Annotated in this window: 16 protein-coding genes; 3 read left to right on the top strand and 13 right to left on the bottom strand. The window is 73.8% G+C overall.

The features are described 5' to 3' along the window. Window positions 1-65 precede the first annotated feature (65 nt). The 3 genes from ACFYO8_RS13290 to ACFYO8_RS13280 form a co-directional block, all read right to left on the bottom strand. Window positions 66-2909: a hypothetical protein gene (locus ACFYO8_RS13290; RefSeq protein ID WP_355014966.1), complete on the bottom strand. Its 2844-nt coding sequence runs from the start codon at window positions 2907-2909 to the stop codon at window positions 66-68. After that, the gene (locus ACFYO8_RS13285) at window positions 2902-4695 is read right to left on the bottom strand and encodes an HSP90 family protein (RefSeq protein ID WP_387257231.1); all 1794 of its coding nucleotides are present in this window, start codon (window positions 4693-4695) and stop codon (window positions 2902-2904) included. Before ACFYO8_RS13285 ends, ACFYO8_RS13290 begins: the two co-directional genes overlap by 8 nt. Window positions 4696-4858: 163 nt before the next feature. After that, window positions 4859-5299 (bottom strand): FAD-dependent oxidoreductase, encoded by a 441-nt coding sequence (locus ACFYO8_RS13280; protein ID WP_387257230.1) that lies wholly within the window; start codon window positions 5297-5299, stop codon window positions 4859-4861. Here ACFYO8_RS13280 and ACFYO8_RS13275 point away from each other — a divergent pair. Then, window positions 5292-5648 (top strand): hypothetical protein, encoded by a 357-nt coding sequence (locus ACFYO8_RS13275; protein WP_387257229.1) that lies wholly within the window; start codon window positions 5292-5294, stop codon window positions 5646-5648. The genes ACFYO8_RS13280 and ACFYO8_RS13275 overlap by 8 nt on opposite strands. A gap of 57 nt (window positions 5649-5705) precedes the next feature. Here ACFYO8_RS13275 and ACFYO8_RS13270 read toward each other — a convergent pair whose 3' ends face one another. From ACFYO8_RS13270 to ACFYO8_RS13255, 4 genes are all read right to left on the bottom strand, one after another. Further along, window positions 5706-6608 (bottom strand): sulfurtransferase, encoded by a 903-nt coding sequence (locus ACFYO8_RS13270; RefSeq protein ID WP_387257228.1) that lies wholly within the window; start codon window positions 6606-6608, stop codon window positions 5706-5708. Between the two features lie 90 nt (window positions 6609-6698). Then, window positions 6699-6929: a hypothetical protein gene (locus ACFYO8_RS13265; RefSeq protein ID WP_387257226.1), complete on the bottom strand. Its 231-nt coding sequence runs from the start codon at window positions 6927-6929 to the stop codon at window positions 6699-6701. 73 nt (window positions 6930-7002) lie between these two features. Further along, complete coding sequence (locus ACFYO8_RS13260; protein WP_387189502.1) at window positions 7003-7449, bottom strand: hypothetical protein; 447 nt, start codon at window positions 7447-7449, stop codon at window positions 7003-7005. Between the two features lie 2 nt (window positions 7450-7451). After that, window positions 7452-8222: an SGNH/GDSL hydrolase family protein gene (locus ACFYO8_RS13255; protein ID WP_354866376.1), complete on the bottom strand. Its 771-nt coding sequence runs from the start codon at window positions 8220-8222 to the stop codon at window positions 7452-7454. A gap of 252 nt (window positions 8223-8474) precedes the next feature. Between ACFYO8_RS13255 and ACFYO8_RS13250 the strand changes: the two genes are divergently transcribed. Next, window positions 8475-9959, top strand: a complete 1485-nt coding sequence (locus ACFYO8_RS13250; RefSeq protein WP_387189504.1) for a hypothetical protein — start codon at window positions 8475-8477, stop codon at window positions 9957-9959. A gap of 19 nt (window positions 9960-9978) precedes the next feature. Beyond that, complete coding sequence (locus tag ACFYO8_RS13245; protein WP_387189506.1) at window positions 9979-11382, top strand: PQQ-like beta-propeller repeat protein; 1404 nt, start codon at window positions 9979-9981, stop codon at window positions 11380-11382. A 51-nt stretch (window positions 11383-11433) separates the two neighbouring features. Here ACFYO8_RS13245 and ACFYO8_RS13240 read toward each other — a convergent pair whose 3' ends face one another. From ACFYO8_RS13240 to ACFYO8_RS13215, 6 genes are all read right to left on the bottom strand, one after another. Continuing rightward, on the bottom strand, window positions 11434-12447 hold the full coding sequence (locus ACFYO8_RS13240; RefSeq protein ID WP_387189507.1) for a hypothetical protein: 1014 nt from the start codon (window positions 12445-12447) through the stop codon (window positions 11434-11436). 162 nt (window positions 12448-12609) lie between these two features. Beyond that, window positions 12610-13779: a hypothetical protein gene (locus ACFYO8_RS13235; RefSeq protein ID WP_354866384.1), complete on the bottom strand. Its 1170-nt coding sequence runs from the start codon at window positions 13777-13779 to the stop codon at window positions 12610-12612. Next, a complete protein-coding gene (locus tag ACFYO8_RS13230) occupies window positions 13776-14306 on the bottom strand; it encodes a SigE family RNA polymerase sigma factor (protein ID WP_354866386.1) in 531 nt (176 codons plus the stop codon). Before ACFYO8_RS13230 ends, ACFYO8_RS13235 begins: the two co-directional genes overlap by 4 nt. A gap of 115 nt (window positions 14307-14421) precedes the next feature. Continuing rightward, on the bottom strand, window positions 14422-14937 hold the full coding sequence (locus tag ACFYO8_RS13225; RefSeq protein WP_354866388.1) for a putative immunity protein: 516 nt from the start codon (window positions 14935-14937) through the stop codon (window positions 14422-14424). Further along, the gene (locus ACFYO8_RS13220; RefSeq protein WP_354866390.1) at window positions 14934-15491 is read right to left on the bottom strand and encodes a putative immunity protein; all 558 of its coding nucleotides are present in this window, start codon (window positions 15489-15491) and stop codon (window positions 14934-14936) included. Before ACFYO8_RS13220 ends, ACFYO8_RS13225 begins: the two co-directional genes overlap by 4 nt. Next, window positions 15488-15823 (bottom strand): hypothetical protein, encoded by a 336-nt coding sequence (locus ACFYO8_RS13215; RefSeq protein WP_354866392.1) that lies wholly within the window; start codon window positions 15821-15823, stop codon window positions 15488-15490. The genes ACFYO8_RS13220 and ACFYO8_RS13215 overlap by 4 nt, the downstream gene beginning before the upstream one ends. Window positions 15824-15875 lie beyond the last annotated feature (52 nt).

Genomic DNA, 15875 nt, shown 5'->3' with positions numbered 1-15875 from the left:
GCCCAGCCTAGACCTCGCGTACGAGCCGGGGCAGCCGCGGTGGACTGTTGCCCCGGCTCGCCGTCTCAGTCCTCCTCGATGCCGTGTTCGGCGCGGACCTTCGCCGCCTCGGCCTCCCGGCCCTGCTCGTCGAGCGCCCGGGCCAGCAGCCAGGCGGCCTGCGTGGCCGGGCGGGAACCGGCGGGCAGCCCGGCGAGGACCGGGCGCAGCAGTCCTTCGGCCTGCTCCGGCCGGCCGTCGCGCAGCAGCAGCTCACCGGTCAGCACCTCGACCTGCGCCGCCTCGCCGAACGCCTCGATCGACCGCAGGCGCTCCGGCACGCCGTCCACCCGGTCCAGGGCGGCGGTGATCCGGTCCTCGCCGATCAGCACCCGGGCCACCGCGTCGGCGGCCATTGCCCGCTCGTACGTGAGCACCGGCGGCTCGTCGGCCCCGCCCGGGAGCGCGGCCGCCGCCTCGTCCACCCGGTCGATCGCGGCCACCGCGGCCGGCAGATCGCCGGACCAGTGCAGGGCTAGCAGTTCCCGCCGCCGGGACCGCAGCTCGTCCACCTGATAGCCGGCCAGCCGCCAGGCGGTCGCCGCCGCGGCGAACCGCTGCGCGGCCAGGGCGTCCCGGTCGGCGTCGTAGAGCAGGCCACCTGATTCTTCGAGCACCTGCGCCCGATGGGGGAGGTTGTCCGGCCCGTCCAGGTTCTCGGCCAGCTTGTCGAGCGCGGTGAGCGCCAGGTCCGTCTCGCCCAGCCCCGCGTAGATGCCGGCCAGCAGGTGCCGGCACCGGTCCGCCTCGGCCTGCGCGCCGGCCCGGTCGAGCCCGAGCACCGCCTCCTCGGCCACCTCGGCGGCCTCGGTGAGCCGCCCGGCCACCCGGTACGCCTCGGCCAGCTCCCAGCGCAGCAGCGCGTCGCCGTCGAGCCCCTGCTCGACGCAGAGGGTGACCGCCTCGGCCAGATCCTCCACCGCCTCGCCGGCCCGGTCGGCGGCCATCAGCGCCCGGCCCCGGGTCACCCGCAGCGGCAGGTGGACGCCGGGCGGGGCGACCGACAGCGCCTCGTCACACGCGGCCACCGCGTCGGCCGGATCGTCGGCGGCTCGGGCGTACGCCAGGCAGGCGCCGATGAGCATGTCGGTGTCGCCCAGCTCGCCCGCCAGCCGGCGGGACCGCGCCGCCGCGTCCCGGAACTCCTCGGCCCGCTCCAACTGTTCCAGCACGTGCGTGCGGTGCAGCGCGACCCGGCCGGCCAGCCACGGATCGGCGTCGGCGTCCGGCTCGGCCCGGTCGAGCGCGTCGAGCGCCTCCGCCCACCGCCCGCGGTGCACGTGGGCCAGGGCGAGCCGGTCCCAGCCCGCGGCCCGGTCGCGCGGTTCGCCGTTCGCGGTCAGGTATTCGGCCGACTCCCGGGCCAGAGCCAGCCCTTCGTCCGCGCTCTCGTCGACCATGCTGAGCAGCACACCGAGCCGCCCGGCCACCACCTGCTCGCGCAGCGGATCCGGCACGTCCCGCCATGCGGCGAGCGCCTCCTGGTTGACAGCGATCGCCGCCGGCACGCCGTCGTCGTCCTGGGACAGTTCACCGGCCCGCAGCTCCAGCCGCCAGGCCCGGGTGCTCGCGGGCACGTCGGCGTCGCCGAACCGCTTGTCGTACGCGTGCAACGCGGCGCCCAGACCGTCCCGGCGGTTGGTGCGCCAGTAGTCCTCCGCCAGCCCCAGCAACTCGTCGGCACCGGCGTCGGCGGGCACGGCGACCGGCTGCGCGACGGCCACCGAAGCGTCCGAGCCGGTACGCGGGGCGGGCACCGCCGGGCGACGCATGCTCGCGGAGAGCGGCAGGTGCTCGCCGACCGGCCCGGCCGCCAGCTTGCGGGCGATCACCCCGGACTGGTGCGTGGTGCCGTTGCGCGCGTCGAAGCGCTCGGCCAGCGCCGTCGCCGTACCGGCCAGCTCGTCGGCGAGCGCGCCCGCCGGCACGTCCGCGGCCGGCCGCTCACCGGAGGCGCGGCGGTGCACGGTCAGCTCGGCCGGCACCTGACGCAGCGCCGCCGAGGCGGCGGCCGCGAAGTGCATCGCGGCGGCCGGGGTGGGCGCCCGGTCCAGCCAGTCCAGGTGCCGCTCGACCAGCTCCAACGCGCGCGCCTCGTTGCCGGTGACGGTGCAGAACTCGATGTGGTCGGCGATGTCCCACAGGTCGGCGAGGTGTCCGCGCACCCGCCGGTACGCCTCCCGGTGCGCGTCCCGCGCGGCGTCGGTCCGGCCGGTCTCCCGGTAGGGCGTGAGCAGCGCGGTGAGGATCCCCTGTGGCTGCTCGTTACAGGTCAGCCGGCCGGCGAGCACCGGCTCGGCCAGCGCCACCGCCTCCTCGTGGCGACCGAGCCGCACCAGGTGCGTGACCTGCGTGGTCGGGTCGCAGCCGGCGCAGTCGGAGAGTGCGTCGCGGGGCGTGGTCATCCACTTGCGGTACCACCCGTCCGCCGCCTCCTCGTCGCCCAGGTGCGCGGCCACCAGGTAGCGGTGCTTGTAGACCGCCTGGAGCGAGTGCCCGGACTCGCGGTAGCGCCGTTCCATGTCGTCGAGGACCGCGTACGTCCGGTCCAGCGGCAGCTCCGGGAACTTCACCATGGCGTTGACCATGTACTTGAAGAACCACAGCAGTTGGTGCGTGTAGCGCTGGTGGTAGGGCTGCGGATCCTTGTCGTACTCGGACAGGCACCAGGAGAACGTGACGAAGGACTTCGCCGGTTCGCCGCCGTAGACGTACGCGGTGGTGCCCATGATCCGGGCGGCGAAGGCGAGGTGCCGGTCGTCGCCCGCGTCGGCGCGGCGCAGCAACTGCTCCAGCGCGGCGATCTGCCCCGGGCCGTACGGCATGGATTCGATCTCGTGGTGCATGCGCCAGAGGTCGTCGTCAGTCACGGGTCTCTCCCGGTACGGCCCGGCCGAGGAGGCCGAGGAAGGAACTGTTCAGCAGTGCGGCGTCGGCCGCCCGGATCGGGTGGTGCCCGAGCAGCAGCGCCTGCCCGTAGAGCGCCTCGACGGCCAGCCCGACCAGCTCCGGGTCGGCGAGCGTGGTGACCCGGCGCACCAGCGGGTTGCGGTGGTTGAGCACCAGTTGCGGGCGGTCCGGCGGGGCCGTGGCGGCGAGCGCGTCGAGCACCCCGCCCCACAACTCATCGGCCTTGTCGCGGCTGGCGACGAGCTGGTCGTGGAACGCCGCCGAGCGGGACACCAGGTAGAGCGCGGGGAGCGAGACCGGGTCGTACGCCCGGATCACCACCTCGCAGCCGAGCCGTTCGAGGGCCCGCTGCGCGGCGGTGCGGAACGGCCGCAGGGCCAGCTCGGTCGCCGAGTCGAGGATCTCGAACCGGGTGGTCAGGTCGCTCGGCTCCAACCGCTCGATCAGCACCGAGCGATCCACGGTGGGCAGCCGCTCGATCAGCTCGGTGTCGTACGTGTAACCGCCGTTCACCAGGGCCAGGTCCTGCGCGGCGGCCACTGCGGCGAGCTGGCGGAACTCGTCCAGGCTGGCGGCGTACCGGAGCACGCCGTGGCGCTGCCGGAACTCGGCGAGCGTCATCGTGCCGACGTTGGTGTCCATCGGCCACCACTGGTCGACCAGCCGCAGCATCTCGTCGTCGTGCATCGCCAGCGCCTTGACCCCGAGGTGGTGCACCTGGAGGAACTCGCCGAGCCGGCGCGGGTCGTGCTTCGCCAGCCGGACCAGCCAGCCCCGGATCTGGTCGCCGAGCGCCTCCCGGACGGAGGTGAGCAGCGCGTCCTCGTAGAGCGCCTCGCGGCTGGCGGTGGGACGCAGCTCGCCGGCATCGATCACGCAGTGCGCGAAGAAGGCCCACTCGGGCAGCAGCCCGTCGGCGTGCTCGCTGAGCAGCATCCGCTTCAGGTAGACCCGGTGCCCGGTCCGGGCGGCCGGGTTCACCGCTGTGGGCAGGATGAACGCCACGCCGGTCAGGCCGGCCTCCGGCACCGACAGCGGCACCACGTCGAACGGGACGACCCCGAGCAGTTCCTGCGCGTACCGATGGAGGGCGACGCGGTCGACCGGCGCTCCGGGCGTCGTCGGCCAGGGCGGCGGGCCGGCGGTGGTCGGCGTGTCACCGACCCGGATGTCGACCGGCAGCAGGCCGCCGTAGAGACGGGCCAGCTCGGTGACGGTGGGTACGCCGAGCCACTGGTCGGCGTCGCGCCGGGGCACCAGCGTGACTGTGGTGCCGGGCTCGTCCCGGGCCTGCTCCGGTTCGGCGAGGCGCACCGCGTACCGCCCGTCGGACCAGCCCGTCCAGAGCACAGTGGGCTCGTCGGCGTGCCGGGTGACCACCCGGATCTCGTCCGCGACCAGGAAGCAGGAGAGCAGGCCGATGCCGAACTGGCCGAGGAACTCGTGCCGGGAGAAGCCCAGCTCGTCGCGCTTGGAGCTGCGGCCGATGGTGGCGAGCAGCTCGTGCACCTGCGCCTCGGTGAGGCCGATGCCGGTGTCGTGCACGCGCAGTGTGCCGTCGCCGGTCAGCTCCGGCGGCTCGATGCGGACCCGGGCCGGGGCCTTCGGCTCGGCGGAGCGGCGCGCGGTGATCGCGTCGACGGCGTTCTGGAGCAGCTCGCGCACGTACACCCGCGGACTGCCGTAGAGGTGATGACTGAGCAGGTCGACCACGCCACGGAGGTCGACCTGGAAGGTGCGGTCCAATCGCGCTCCCGGTTCGGATTTCGGCGCTCACCGTACCGGTCAGCGCCGACAGTGTCCGTCCCGTCTCACCCTCGCCCCAACTCCCCGCGATCTTGCACTTTTCGCCCGGGCAAGGGCGTACACAAGGAACGGCGAAGGGGCCGCCACTGCAAGATCAGCGAGGTCAAGGACGAGGGCGGGAGGGAGTGGGTTCGAAGCCGGCCAGGCGGACGGCGATACGGTGGCGGGCCGGCGGCAGCGCGGAGACCACCCGGAGCAGCAGATTCCGCAGCGGTCGCACGGCCGGTGGGACGGCGGCGAGCCGAGTCAGCCCGGCGGCGAAACCGAGCACCTCCTCGGCGAGGGGACGGCGATCGGCGGCGTACCCGTCGAGGGCCTGCGGGCCGGCGGCGAGCGCGTCGCCGAGGGCGACCGCGTCCCGCAGGCCGAGGTTCATCCCCTGCCCACCGGCGGGGCTGTGCACGTGCGCCGCGTCCCCGGCGAGCAGCACCGGGCCGGAGCGGTACGTGCTCGCGATCCGGTGGTGGATCCGGAATCGGGACGACCACGCCATGCCGGTGATCCGGTCGGGCCGGCGCGCGCCGGAGCGGCGGCCGGTGACCACCGGGGAGCTTCCCCCCGGTTACCAGGTGAACGAGGTCTACGGGCGGGGCTGGCAGCGCGGCGACCGGATCGGGCAGGCCGGGTGGACCACCACCGCGGGCGCCGCCGGCACGACGATCGGCGCCGAGGGCGTGGCGGTGCTCGACGCCCGGACCGGGGCGGTGACCCGCCTGCTCGACCTGGGCCGCGAGGACCGGGCGAAGGGGTGCTGCGAGGTGTACGGCTGGACCGCCGACGGCGCGCTGCTGTTCCACTACGACGCCGGGCTGGCCCGGTGGCGGCCGGAGACCGGCGCTGTCGACTGGGTGGCGAGCGACGTCCCGGGCCGACTGTCGATCGCCGCCCGCTGACCGACCCGGAACGCGGCCGGTCCCACCGCGCGGTGACGGCGGGACCGGCCGGGACGCTCAGCGGGTCAGGCCGCCGGGCTGGTCGCCCCTCACGACAGGGGCCCGGACCAGGTTGCCCCACTCGGTCCACGAGCCGTCGTAGTTGCGTACCTGCGGGAACCCGAGCAGGTGGTGCAGCACGAACCAGGTGTGGCTGGACCGCTCGCCGATCCGGCAGTACGCCACCACGTCGTCGGACGGGCTCAGCCCGAGCTGGTCGGCGTAGATGGCGCGCAGCTCGTCGGCGGACTTGAACGTGCCGTCGTCGTTCGCGGCGGACTTCCACGGCTTGCTCACCGCGCCCGGGATGTGCCCGCCGCGCAGCGCGCCCTCCTGCGGGTAGTCCGGCATGTGCAGCATCTCGCCGGTGTACTCGCCCGGTGAACGCACGTCCACCAGCGGCCGGCCGGCCGCCACGTGGTCCATGACCTGCTCCCGGTACGCGCGGATCGGCGCGTCGTTCCGCTCCGGCACCGGGTACGAGGCGCGGGGCCGGCTCACCTTGTCCCGGGTCAGTTCCCGTCCCTCGGCGATCCACTTCTGCCGGCCGCCGTCGAGCAGCCGCACGTCGGGGTGACCGAAGAGCGTGAAGACCCAGAGGGCGTACGCGGCCCACCAGTTGAAGTTGTCGCCGTAGAAGACGACGGTGTCGTCCCGCCCGATGCCCTTGGCCGCGCACATCTCGGCGAAGCTCGCGGCGTCCAGGTAGTCGCGGGTGACCTGGTCGTTGAGTTCGGTGTGCCAGTCGACCTTGACGGCGCCGGGGATGTGGCCGGTGTCGTAGAGGAGCACGTCCTCGTCGGACTCGACCACCACGAGCCCTTCGTCGCCCAGGTGCTCGGCCAGCCACTCGGTGGTGACCAGGCGCTGCGGGTCGGCGTACGACTGGAGGCGGGGATGCGGATCGCTCGGCACAGGCATGATCCCCAAGGTACGCCGGATCCGGGGCGACGGATGTGACACCGGCCCCACCACCTCGCGAAAGGTGGTGGGGCCGGTGCGATCAGGCGATCAGCCCTCGACGATCTCGTAGCGGATGTCGTACGCGGCGGCCGGCGCCGCGGTGGCGGTCACCGTTCCGGCCACGGTCACAATCGACAGCGCGGCGGCGAGCAGACCTCGCCGGCCGTTTCGACGTCGATTTCTGTCAGGCGTGAGGGTCAAACCCCATCCACCCTTTCCCTGATGTCGCCCCGTGCTCGATCGACGGGGGCAGCGGATGCTATCCATCCGGTCGGACATCGGACGATCCCAATAGCCCGGCGAGGTAGCACATCGGACGATCGGCGGTGAAGGTCGAGCCGTCCGGCGGGGGTCAGGCGCGGCGGTGCACCAGACGCCCGGCGACCACTGTGGCCAGGCAGGAGCCGTCCGGACCGAACACGGCGAGGTCGGCCCGCCCGCCGGCCACCAGCGCGGGCGGCCGCACGCTGGGCAGCACCGCCACGTCGTTGCGGGCGGCGGCGGCCCGCAGCGCCGGATCGGTGACGTGCTCCTCGACCACCGCGGCGACGCCGAGCCGGAACAGCGCGTGCACCCGCTCGCGGGGCGTGGGCGCCGGGGGCAGCGGGCCGTCGTGCACCAGCGCCGGCCCGAGAGTGCCGGCCCACCGCCGCACCCGCACCCCGGGGTACGCGCCGGACAACTCGGCCGTCGGCACGATCGCCTCGACCCGGTCACCGGCGACCACGACGGCCAACCCGGCGCGGGGCGGGTCGTCGGCTGTCAGCCGCAGCAGGTCGGCGGCGTGGACGGTACGCACGCTCAGTCGGCGTCGACCGGGCCGAGCACCGGCCGCTTGGCGGTGAGGAAGTCCCCGGAGGACCGCCCGGTCAGCCGACGCTTGAGCCACGGCGCGAGGTGCTTGCCGGCCCAGCGCAGATCGGCGGCACGGGCGGCCATCCACGGGCTGGGCGCCGGGTGCGGCGGGACCAGCAGCCACTCCTCGTCGCAGCCGACGCCGAGCGCGGTGAGCACCTGGGCGGCGACCCGGCGGTGGCCCTCCGCGGAGAGGTGAATCCGGTCGGTGCTCCAGAGCAGCGGGTTGAGGTACGTGTCGTCGGCGTACAGGTCGACCAGGATCGCGCCGTGCCGCTCGGCCACCTCGCCCACCACCCGGTTGAGCAACGCCACGCGCGGGGCCATCATCCGCTGGCCGGGCAGCCGGGACATCACGTCGGCGAACCGGAACAGCACCACGTCGCTGCCAACGGACCGCAGCCGCTGCACGACCGAGTCGAAGCGGGGGACGAACGAGTCCGGGTCGAAGCTGCGGCGCAGCACGTCGTTGCCACCGGCCGCGAAGCTGATCAGGTCGGGCTTCATGGCCAGCGCGGACGGCACCTGCTCGGCCACCACGTTCGGGAACAGCCGGCCCCGGATGGCCAGGTTGGCGTACCCGAAGTCGGGTCCGGCCTCGGCGGCGAGACGGGTGGCGACCAGATCGGCCCAGCCCCGGTAGCTGCCGTCCGGATACGCGTCGTCCATGCCCTCGGTGAAGCTGTCGCCCACCGCCACGTAGCTGCGCCAGCGCACGGCGCCTCCCTCAGACGTCCCGGCAGAAGTGCATCGCACAGTCTGTCACCGCGCGGGCCGATCCCGCTGGCCCTGGACGCCGGACGTGGCGGATGTCTCGACGTCCTGCAACGAGCGGCACCCGGGGGACGAATCGACCAGACACGCCAGCCGGGGCAGAATCCGTCGTCCGGACCGGGGATGATGGCTCCCGTCGTCCGGCCGCGCGGAACCGTCCGGCCGGTCCCGCACACGGCACGAGCGAGGAACCAGATGACGCAGGGGCACCCTCCCGCGGCGGGCTGGCCGCCGCCCGGCAACGCCGACCCCCGGTACGGAGCACCGCCGCCCGCGCAGCCGGTCCCGTGGGGGCCGCCGCCGCCCCCGGCGCCGAAGTCCCGCCGAGGGCTATGGATCGGTCTCGCGGCGGGCGCGCTCGCGCTGGCGGTCTGCGCCGGCACGGCGGTCGGCGTCGGGCTGGGCCTGCGCGGCGACGACGAGGACGGCCCGGCGCCGAAGGCGGCAGCCGGCGCGAACGGCGTCACCGTCACGGACGCCGAGCTGAACGCCCTGCTCGACCGGCACAGCAAGGCGCTGGCGGCGAAGGACCTGGACGGCTACCTGGCCGCGTTCGACCCGGCCCGCGAGGAGCTGATCGCCGGGCAGACCCAGCTCTTCCGCAACCTGGCGAAGTTGCCGCTGTCGGTGGCCCGCTACGAGACGGTCGAGAAGCAGGGCCGCGCCAGCGACGCGTTCGGGCAGGGCGTCACGTTCCAGCTCGACGTCTCGTTCGTGCACCAGTTGGACGGCTTCGACCTGGCCCCGGTCGCCGAGTGGTACCGCTGGACGATCGTCCGCGCCGGCAAGGACGCGCCGATCCGGGTCACCGCTGTGACCGGCGCACCGGCCGGCGGCAACGGCGACTCGAAGACCGTCTACTACCCCGGGCCGTGGGACAAGTGGCAGGAGATCCATGTCGAGCGGACCGCGTACGCCCTGATCATCACCGACGCGGCCCGGGCCGACCTGGCGGTACGGTACGCCCTGGCCGTCGACAGGTCGGTGACGGACAACCTGGCCGTGTGGCGGGCCAACGCGCCGCCCGAACCGATGACGGGCAAGTTCGTCGTCACGTTCGCCGCGGGCAAGGACGAGATGACCTCGCTCTACCGGATCGGCACCGAGAAGGCCACCGCGGCGGGCTTCTCGGTGGGCATGGTCGCGGCCGAGCGCAAGGACGGCAAGGCCACGATCGGCGGCACCCGCATCGTGGTGGACACCACCGATCGCTACTTCACCCGCTCCGGCGGCGACAACGACGCCCGCATGGTGTTGCGGCACGAGATCGCGCACTCGCTGATGACGCTCCGCACCGACCTGGCCGCCGTGGACGAGTTCAACAAGCTCGACGAGTGGGTGGTCGAGGGCTTCGCCGAGTACATCGCCTTCAGCGGCCTTCCGCTGACCGCCAGCGAACGCACCGCGCCGGCCCGGCAGTTGGTCCGCAACGGGTGGAACGGCAAGCTGCCCGGCAACGGCGAGTGGGACAACCCCGACCGGCTGAGCTTCCACTACTGGCTCGGGCACACCGCGATGAACCACCTCGCCGAGAAGCACGGTGAGCCGAAGCTGTTCCGCTTCGTCGAGGCCGTCTACGCCGGCACCCCGACCGACCGCGCCGCCCGGGACGTGCTCGGCGTGTCGTTCGACGAGTTCCAGGCCGGCTGGGCTGACTACGTCCGCGCGCAGGCGCGCTGACCGGGAACGGAGACGACTGATGACGTATCAGCACCAGCAGCAGCCGCCCCCCGCGTACCCCCCGGCGGGCTGGCCGCCGCCGGTGGCCCCGCCGCCCGCGGCGCCCGGGAAACGCGGACGCCTGGCGTTGCTCGTCGCCGGTGGCCTGGTGGCCGTGCTGGCGGTCGCGGGCGGCACCGCCTACGGCGTGTCCCGGCTGGTCGGCGGCGGTGACGGCGACGGGCGGAAGCTGCGTACCGCGTGGGTGCTCGACTTCCCGGAACTGCAGCGCAACGGGCTGAAGACGTACGACGGGCAGGACATGTTCGGCGCCTGGCTGGTCGGCGACGCGGTGGTCCGGGCCCAGCCGGACGGGATCATCGCCTACCGGCTCGGCGACGGCGCCCAGGCGTGGGGTGTGCCCGCGCCACAGGCGACATCGCTGTGCGCGGCGGCGCAGACGCTGGCCGAGGGGCGTGGTGTGGTGGCGCTCGGATCCGCCGAGTCCTGCGACACGCTCGTCGGGTTCGACGCGGCCGGCGGCACCCGGACGTGGCGGGCGACGTTCCCGGTCGAACGCCGCAAGGGCCGGTCCACGGTCACCGCGCCGGACCTGTCGGTGACGAACGGGCAGGTCGTCGTGCGCAGCGACCAGAGCGTCCTCGGGTACTCGCTGGCCGACGGCAAGCGGCTGTGGCAGGCCGACGCCGACCGGCTGCTGCCCGGCCGCGACTGCCGCCTGGCCGACGCGCAGGCCACCGGGGACCAGGCCGTGGTCACCGCGCTCTGCGACGGCGACCGGGGAGCGTTGCTCGGCCTGGACCCGGCCACCGGCAAGCCGCGCTGGAAGCGCGACCTGCCGGCCGCGCAGCAGAGCGGCGGGGTGCTGAGCGCCGACCCGCTGGTCAGCCTGCCCGGCCTGGTCGGCGAGACGTTCGTCGCGCGCGACGCCGCCGGCAAGGAGCGGGCCACCTTCGGCAACCCCGTCGACGGTACGCGGTTCAGCGACCTCGCGGTCAACCGCTCCAACACGGTCGAGGGGCCGGAGATCAGGCCGTACCTGGCCGACGCGGACACGCTCTACCTGCCCACCGAAGCCTCTCCGGTCGGCGACCGGATGCGCCAGGCCAATCAGGTGGTGGCGATCGACCTGGCCACCGGGAAGCGGCGCTGGGTGTCGGCCGGGCACACCGACAGCGAGGTGGAACTGATCCGCCTCGACGATCAGGGTGTGCTGGCGTGGGAGGTGGGCGACCGGCGGGATCTCGCCCCCCGGCTGGTCCGGATCGACCCGGCCACCGGAAAGGTGGACGTGCTGGCCGAGGCGCCGCGTTCGGCCGGCACCGAGGGCAGCGACGCAAAGGTGCTGGAACGCGACGGCACCGTGGTGCTGGTGCCGTGGAAGCAGGTCAGCGCGGACGCGGCGATCACCGTCCTGCGCTGAAACGACGCGGGGCGGGCCACCCCTCGGTGACCCGCCCCGCGTCGCCCGTCGTCAGGCAGGCACGTACGCCAGCAGCGCCGCCCCGCTCAGCCCGGCCGGCTCGGTCACGGTCCCGACCGGCTGGAAACGCTTGTCCAGGACGCTGATACCGCTGTCGCGCCGGACCAGCACCGTGCCGTCGGTGCTGAACAGGATGCTGCGGACCGCGCCCTCGCCGGGCAGCTCGACGGTCTTGCTGATGGTGGTGTCGACCACCGCGAAGCTCCCGTCGTTGCGGGTCTCGTCCTTGTTGATCCAGCCGACGGCCACGTACCGGCCGTCCGCCGAGACGCTGCGGACCCGCCAGCCGTCGTAGCGGGCCGCCTGGACCGCCGGCGGCGTGTAGCGGTAGAACCTCACCTTCGGGTCGGTCGTCGCGTACGGCCGACCCTCGGAGACGGCGGCCCAGTTGCGGCCGTCCGGCGTCCACCATTTCAGGGTCTCGTTGCCGGCGTCGCCGTCGGCGGGCTTGCGGCTGCTCAGGTCGATGAGCGCCATGTGGCCGTCCTGCTGCACCAGCACCCGGTCGTCGGTGTTCCACACGAGCGGGTCGCCGCCGTCGCAGGGCGCCTTGCCGGAGAAGGGCGACTCCGCCGCGATGGTGGCCCGGTCGCTGCCGTCGATCCGGGTGGTCACGAGCGCGCCGGCCTCCGCCCCAGCGCCCCCCTCCACCCAGGCCAGCCGCTCGCCGTACGGGGAGATGGTGATGGTGTTCCGGACGCAGTCGCCGCCGCCGTAGGGGACGCTGGCGCTCACCCGGTCGATGCCGCCCTTGACCACGTGCACCTCCGCGGCCTGCTCGCCGAACGACAGGTAGTACCGGGTGCCGGGCAGTGCGGCGGAGGAGGCGTCCGACGGGCTCGGTGCGGCGGACGACGGTGCGACGGCGGACGACTGCCCGGCTGCGGGAGCGGACGGCTCGGACCCGCCGTCGCCGCAAGCGCTCACACCCACGGCGACGAACGCGGCGGCGGCGAGGGCGGCGACGGTACGCAGTCCGCGGGCGGTGGTGACGATGACGTTCACGATTCGGTCCTCGGGGGTTGGTGGTGCGCGTCTCTGACGCACTCCCAGACGTCGATTTCGTTCTGCGTGGTTGCCGCCTGATCGAGAAAAGTTCGACCGCCTCGACCGCGCTGGAACGACGAGGGGCGGGCCACCTTCCGGTGGCCCGCCCCGATGAGTCGCTCAGCCGAGCGCGTTGACGATCTGCATGTTCCGCAGCGCCGAGGGCTCCGCCCGCTCGGCGAGCTTCTTGCCCGCCGCGTCCACCAGGATCACCGTGTAGCCGTCACCACTGCGGACCCGGACCACCATCGACCCGTCCGGCTGGAAGAAGACCTGCCGCAGTTGACGCCCCTCCAGCGGCAGCGCCACCTCCTTGCCGGTGCGGGTGTCGAGCACGGCGTTGACGTCGAGGTCCCGCGCCGCGTCGCCGTACGTGCCGCTGCGGTCGATCCGGAACAGCGCGATCCGCCGGCCGTCCGGGGAGAGACTGGACAGGTCGAAGGCGACGTACCGGCTGCCCTTGGTGCCCAGGTCCGGAATCGTCCGCCGCCCGTTGCCGTTCCGGTCGGTGAGGACGATCGTGCCGTCGGAGCCGTCGGCGAACGCCAGCGTTCCGTTCGCCGCGAACACGGCGTGACAGCCGTCGAGGCCGGTGACCTTGGTGAACTTCCCGGAGGAGGCGTCCAGCAGGCCGGTGTCGCCGCCGGCGGTCACCCGCACGACGAGCTGTTGCGAGTTCGGCAACCAGACGGGTGACCAGCACAGGTTGTCGAGGCCGTCCCTGAGCTTGCGCCGCCCCGAGCCGTCGAGGTCCGACACCCAGACCGCACCGGCTTCGTCGGCCCACGCCACCCGCTTTCCGTCGGGCGACACCGCGACGTTGAGCACCGCTGCCTCGTACGGGACGCCGAGCAGGCGGACCGGGTCGCCGCCCGGTCGCCAGGACTGGAGACGGACGGTGCTCGTCGAGGACGTGCCGTCCGGCAGCAGCGACGGCCCGTAGACCATCCGCCCGAACGTCGCGGCGGCGCTGGACCCACCATCGGTGGTGCCGTCGGGCGCGGTCGACGTCGTGCGGGACGGGTCGGTGGAGGGCGTACGGGACGGCTCGACCGGCGGGGCGGTGACGGTCACCGAGGGCCCGGCGGGTGCGGGCGCCTGGCTGTTCGGCCGGATCGCCAGTGCGGTTCCGGTCGCGGCGGCCAGCACCACGAGCGCGGCGGCGGAGGTGGCGACGGCCCGCTGGATGCCGAGTCGCCGCGAGGTACGCAGCGCCCGGTCCCGCAGGTCGACCGGGGTGACCTCCTCGGCCAGGTCGGACAGGTCGAAACGCAGTCGGTCCTGGTTCATCGGGCGGTTCCTTCCGTGACGTACAGCTCGGCGAGCTCCGGGGCCACGCTGCGCAGCTTCGCCAGCGCCTTGAACGTCTGGCTCTTGACGGTGCCGACGGTCACGCCGAGTAGTTCGGCGGCCTCGGCTTCGGTGCGGTCCTCGAAGAACCGCAGGACCAGCACGGCCCGTTGCTTGGCCGACAGCCGGGCCAGCGCGGCCCGGAGGGTCAGCCGGAGCGAGGTCTGCTGGGCGTGGTCGGGGGCCGAGCCGCCTCCGCGCGGCTCGGGCATGTCGCCCGGCATCGACTCGGCCACCCGGCGGCGCCGCCACCAGGAGACCTGGAGGTGGTACATGATCTTCCGGGTGTACGCCTCCGCGTTGCCGGTCTCGTGCAACCGGTTCCAGGCACGGTGGGTACGGGCGAGCGCGGACTGGACGAGATCCTCGGCCAGGTACTGGTCGCCGGTCAGCAGGTAGGCGGATCGCAGTAACGCGGCGGTGCGAGTTCGGACGAAAAGGTCGAACTCATTCAGGAGAGGGTCCACACGAGCCGGTCCTTGGGGTCAGGTGGTGCATCAGCGTGACGCCTTCCGAGACGCCACCTGTCCACGCCATGGTTGCCGCCGCCGGTGACTCTTTCCCGACCGGCTCCGGCCGGCGTCAGCAGTCGAAGACCGACCAGCAGATGTCGTTGCGCAGGCGCTGGTCGTCCAGGACCAGGTCACGGATCTCCGCCGGGAGCCGGTCGCGCTGCCACCGGCACTCGTCACGCCCGGCCGCCTCGCCGAGCCCGACGGGCGCCGCCGCGCGTACCGCCTTTATCGCGTACGCGGCGGCGCCGAGTTCGTGCGCGGCGACATGGGCCACGACGGCGGCCTGACCGGCGGCGTACGCGGCGTGGCGGGCCGCCCCGCGCAGGTCCCGGGCCGCGCCCATGGCGTGCCCACCGGCCGTCCGCGCCTGCATCATCTTCACCTCGCCCCGCACCCAGGCCCGGGCGTGCTCGATCGCCTCGCGCGGACGCGGATCGTCCGGCCGGACCGCCTCGAACAGCCCGAGGACGTGCTCGGCGCAGGTGGCCGCCCAGAGCGCCAGCAGGTGGTGGTGCTCGTCGGTGAGCGTCCCGCCCCGGCGGCTGGTGATGAACCGGGGATCGCGGACCGTCGGCAGGATCATGGCCCGGCCTCCGATCCGGCGCCGCCCTGGCGTAGGTCGTGGTCCAAGGTGCTCATGAGCCGGGCGACCCGGCCGCCGCCGCCGGTCACCGGCGGGTAGCGGCGGAGCACGTCGACCAACACGGGTGTGGCGAGCCGCCGGTACCGGTCCAGCACCGCCTCGCCCACGGTCTCGTCGCCACCGGCCTCCAGTTCGGCGACCCGCGCGGCGTTGGCGGCGGCCCGCAGGATGTGACCGACCTGGGTGGCCTTCGCGATCGGGTGCAGATACGCGGCGGCCGCCGCGTCACCGGCGGCCCGGGCGGCCAGACGCACGGACTCGGTGGGAGCGGACCGGGCGGCGCGGTGCGCCTCCAGGGACGCGACCCGCTGGAGTTTCGTCCGGGCGGCACCGCGCACGAACGTCCAGGCCGCCTCGACAGCCGCGCGGGGACGGCCGTCGCCGGGAACCGCCCGCTCGTAGACCGGGAGGACGTCCTCGGCGTGCCGGACCGCGTACCGCGCCACCTCGCGCAGCTCGTCCGTCGTCAGCTCGAAGTCCCCGGGCGCTGTCATGTCGCCGGCATCGTATCGGTGGCGCCGCGCCGGTAAGGCCCCCAGCCGACGAACCTCTCGAACAGCTCGCGCGGGGTCGGCCCGTCCTGCGGGTTGAGGCGGAACAGGTCGTGGGTGGCCTCGTGGTAGAGCCCGGACAGGTAGACGGCCATGTCGACCGGGTGGTCCGCGTACTCGGCCTTGAGCAGCAGGCGGGCCTGCGCGCAGGGCCACGGTCCGCCGCAGGCGCGGCAGAGCCACAGCGGCCGGATTGGCAGGTGGGCGGGCTGGCCCGGCGGGTAGGGGCGCGGCCGATCGGGGTACGGCCCGAGTCGGGGTACCGGAAGGTTCATGCGTGACAGTCTGCTGAGAACGCCACTACGCTCGGAAGTCGTCGGGGCTGGT

Source organism: Micromonospora sp. NPDC005257 (genome assembly GCF_042872445.1).
Classification (GTDB): domain Bacteria; phylum Actinomycetota; class Actinomycetes; order Mycobacteriales; family Micromonosporaceae; genus Micromonospora.
This window is presented reverse-complemented; position numbering and strand designations above follow the sequence as displayed.

Bases quoted from the DNA above. Each gene is read 5' to 3' on its own strand.
- ACFYO8_RS13270 (WP_387257228.1), bottom strand. From the start codon at position 6,608: ATGCCTGTGCCGAGCGATCCGCATCCCCGCCTCCAGTCGTACGCCGAC.
- ACFYO8_RS13265 (WP_387257226.1), bottom strand. From the start codon at position 6,929: ATGTCCGACCGGATGGATAGCATCCGCTGCCCCCGTCGATCGAGCACG.
- ACFYO8_RS13250 (WP_387189504.1), top strand. From the start codon at position 8,475: ATGACGCAGGGGCACCCTCCCGCGGCGGGCTGGCCGCCGCCCGGCAAC.
- ACFYO8_RS13245 (WP_387189506.1), top strand. From the start codon at position 9,979: ATGACGTATCAGCACCAGCAGCAGCCGCCCCCCGCGTACCCCCCGGCG.
- ACFYO8_RS13235 (WP_354866384.1), bottom strand. From the start codon at position 13,779: ATGAACCAGGACCGACTGCGTTTCGACCTGTCCGACCTGGCCGAGGAG.
- ACFYO8_RS13225 (WP_354866388.1), bottom strand. From the start codon at position 14,937: ATGATCCTGCCGACGGTCCGCGATCCCCGGTTCATCACCAGCCGCCGG.
- ACFYO8_RS13220 (WP_354866390.1), bottom strand. From the start codon at position 15,491: ATGACAGCGCCCGGGGACTTCGAGCTGACGACGGACGAGCTGCGCGAG.
- ACFYO8_RS13215 (WP_354866392.1), bottom strand. From the start codon at position 15,823: ATGAACCTTCCGGTACCCCGACTCGGGCCGTACCCCGATCGGCCGCGC.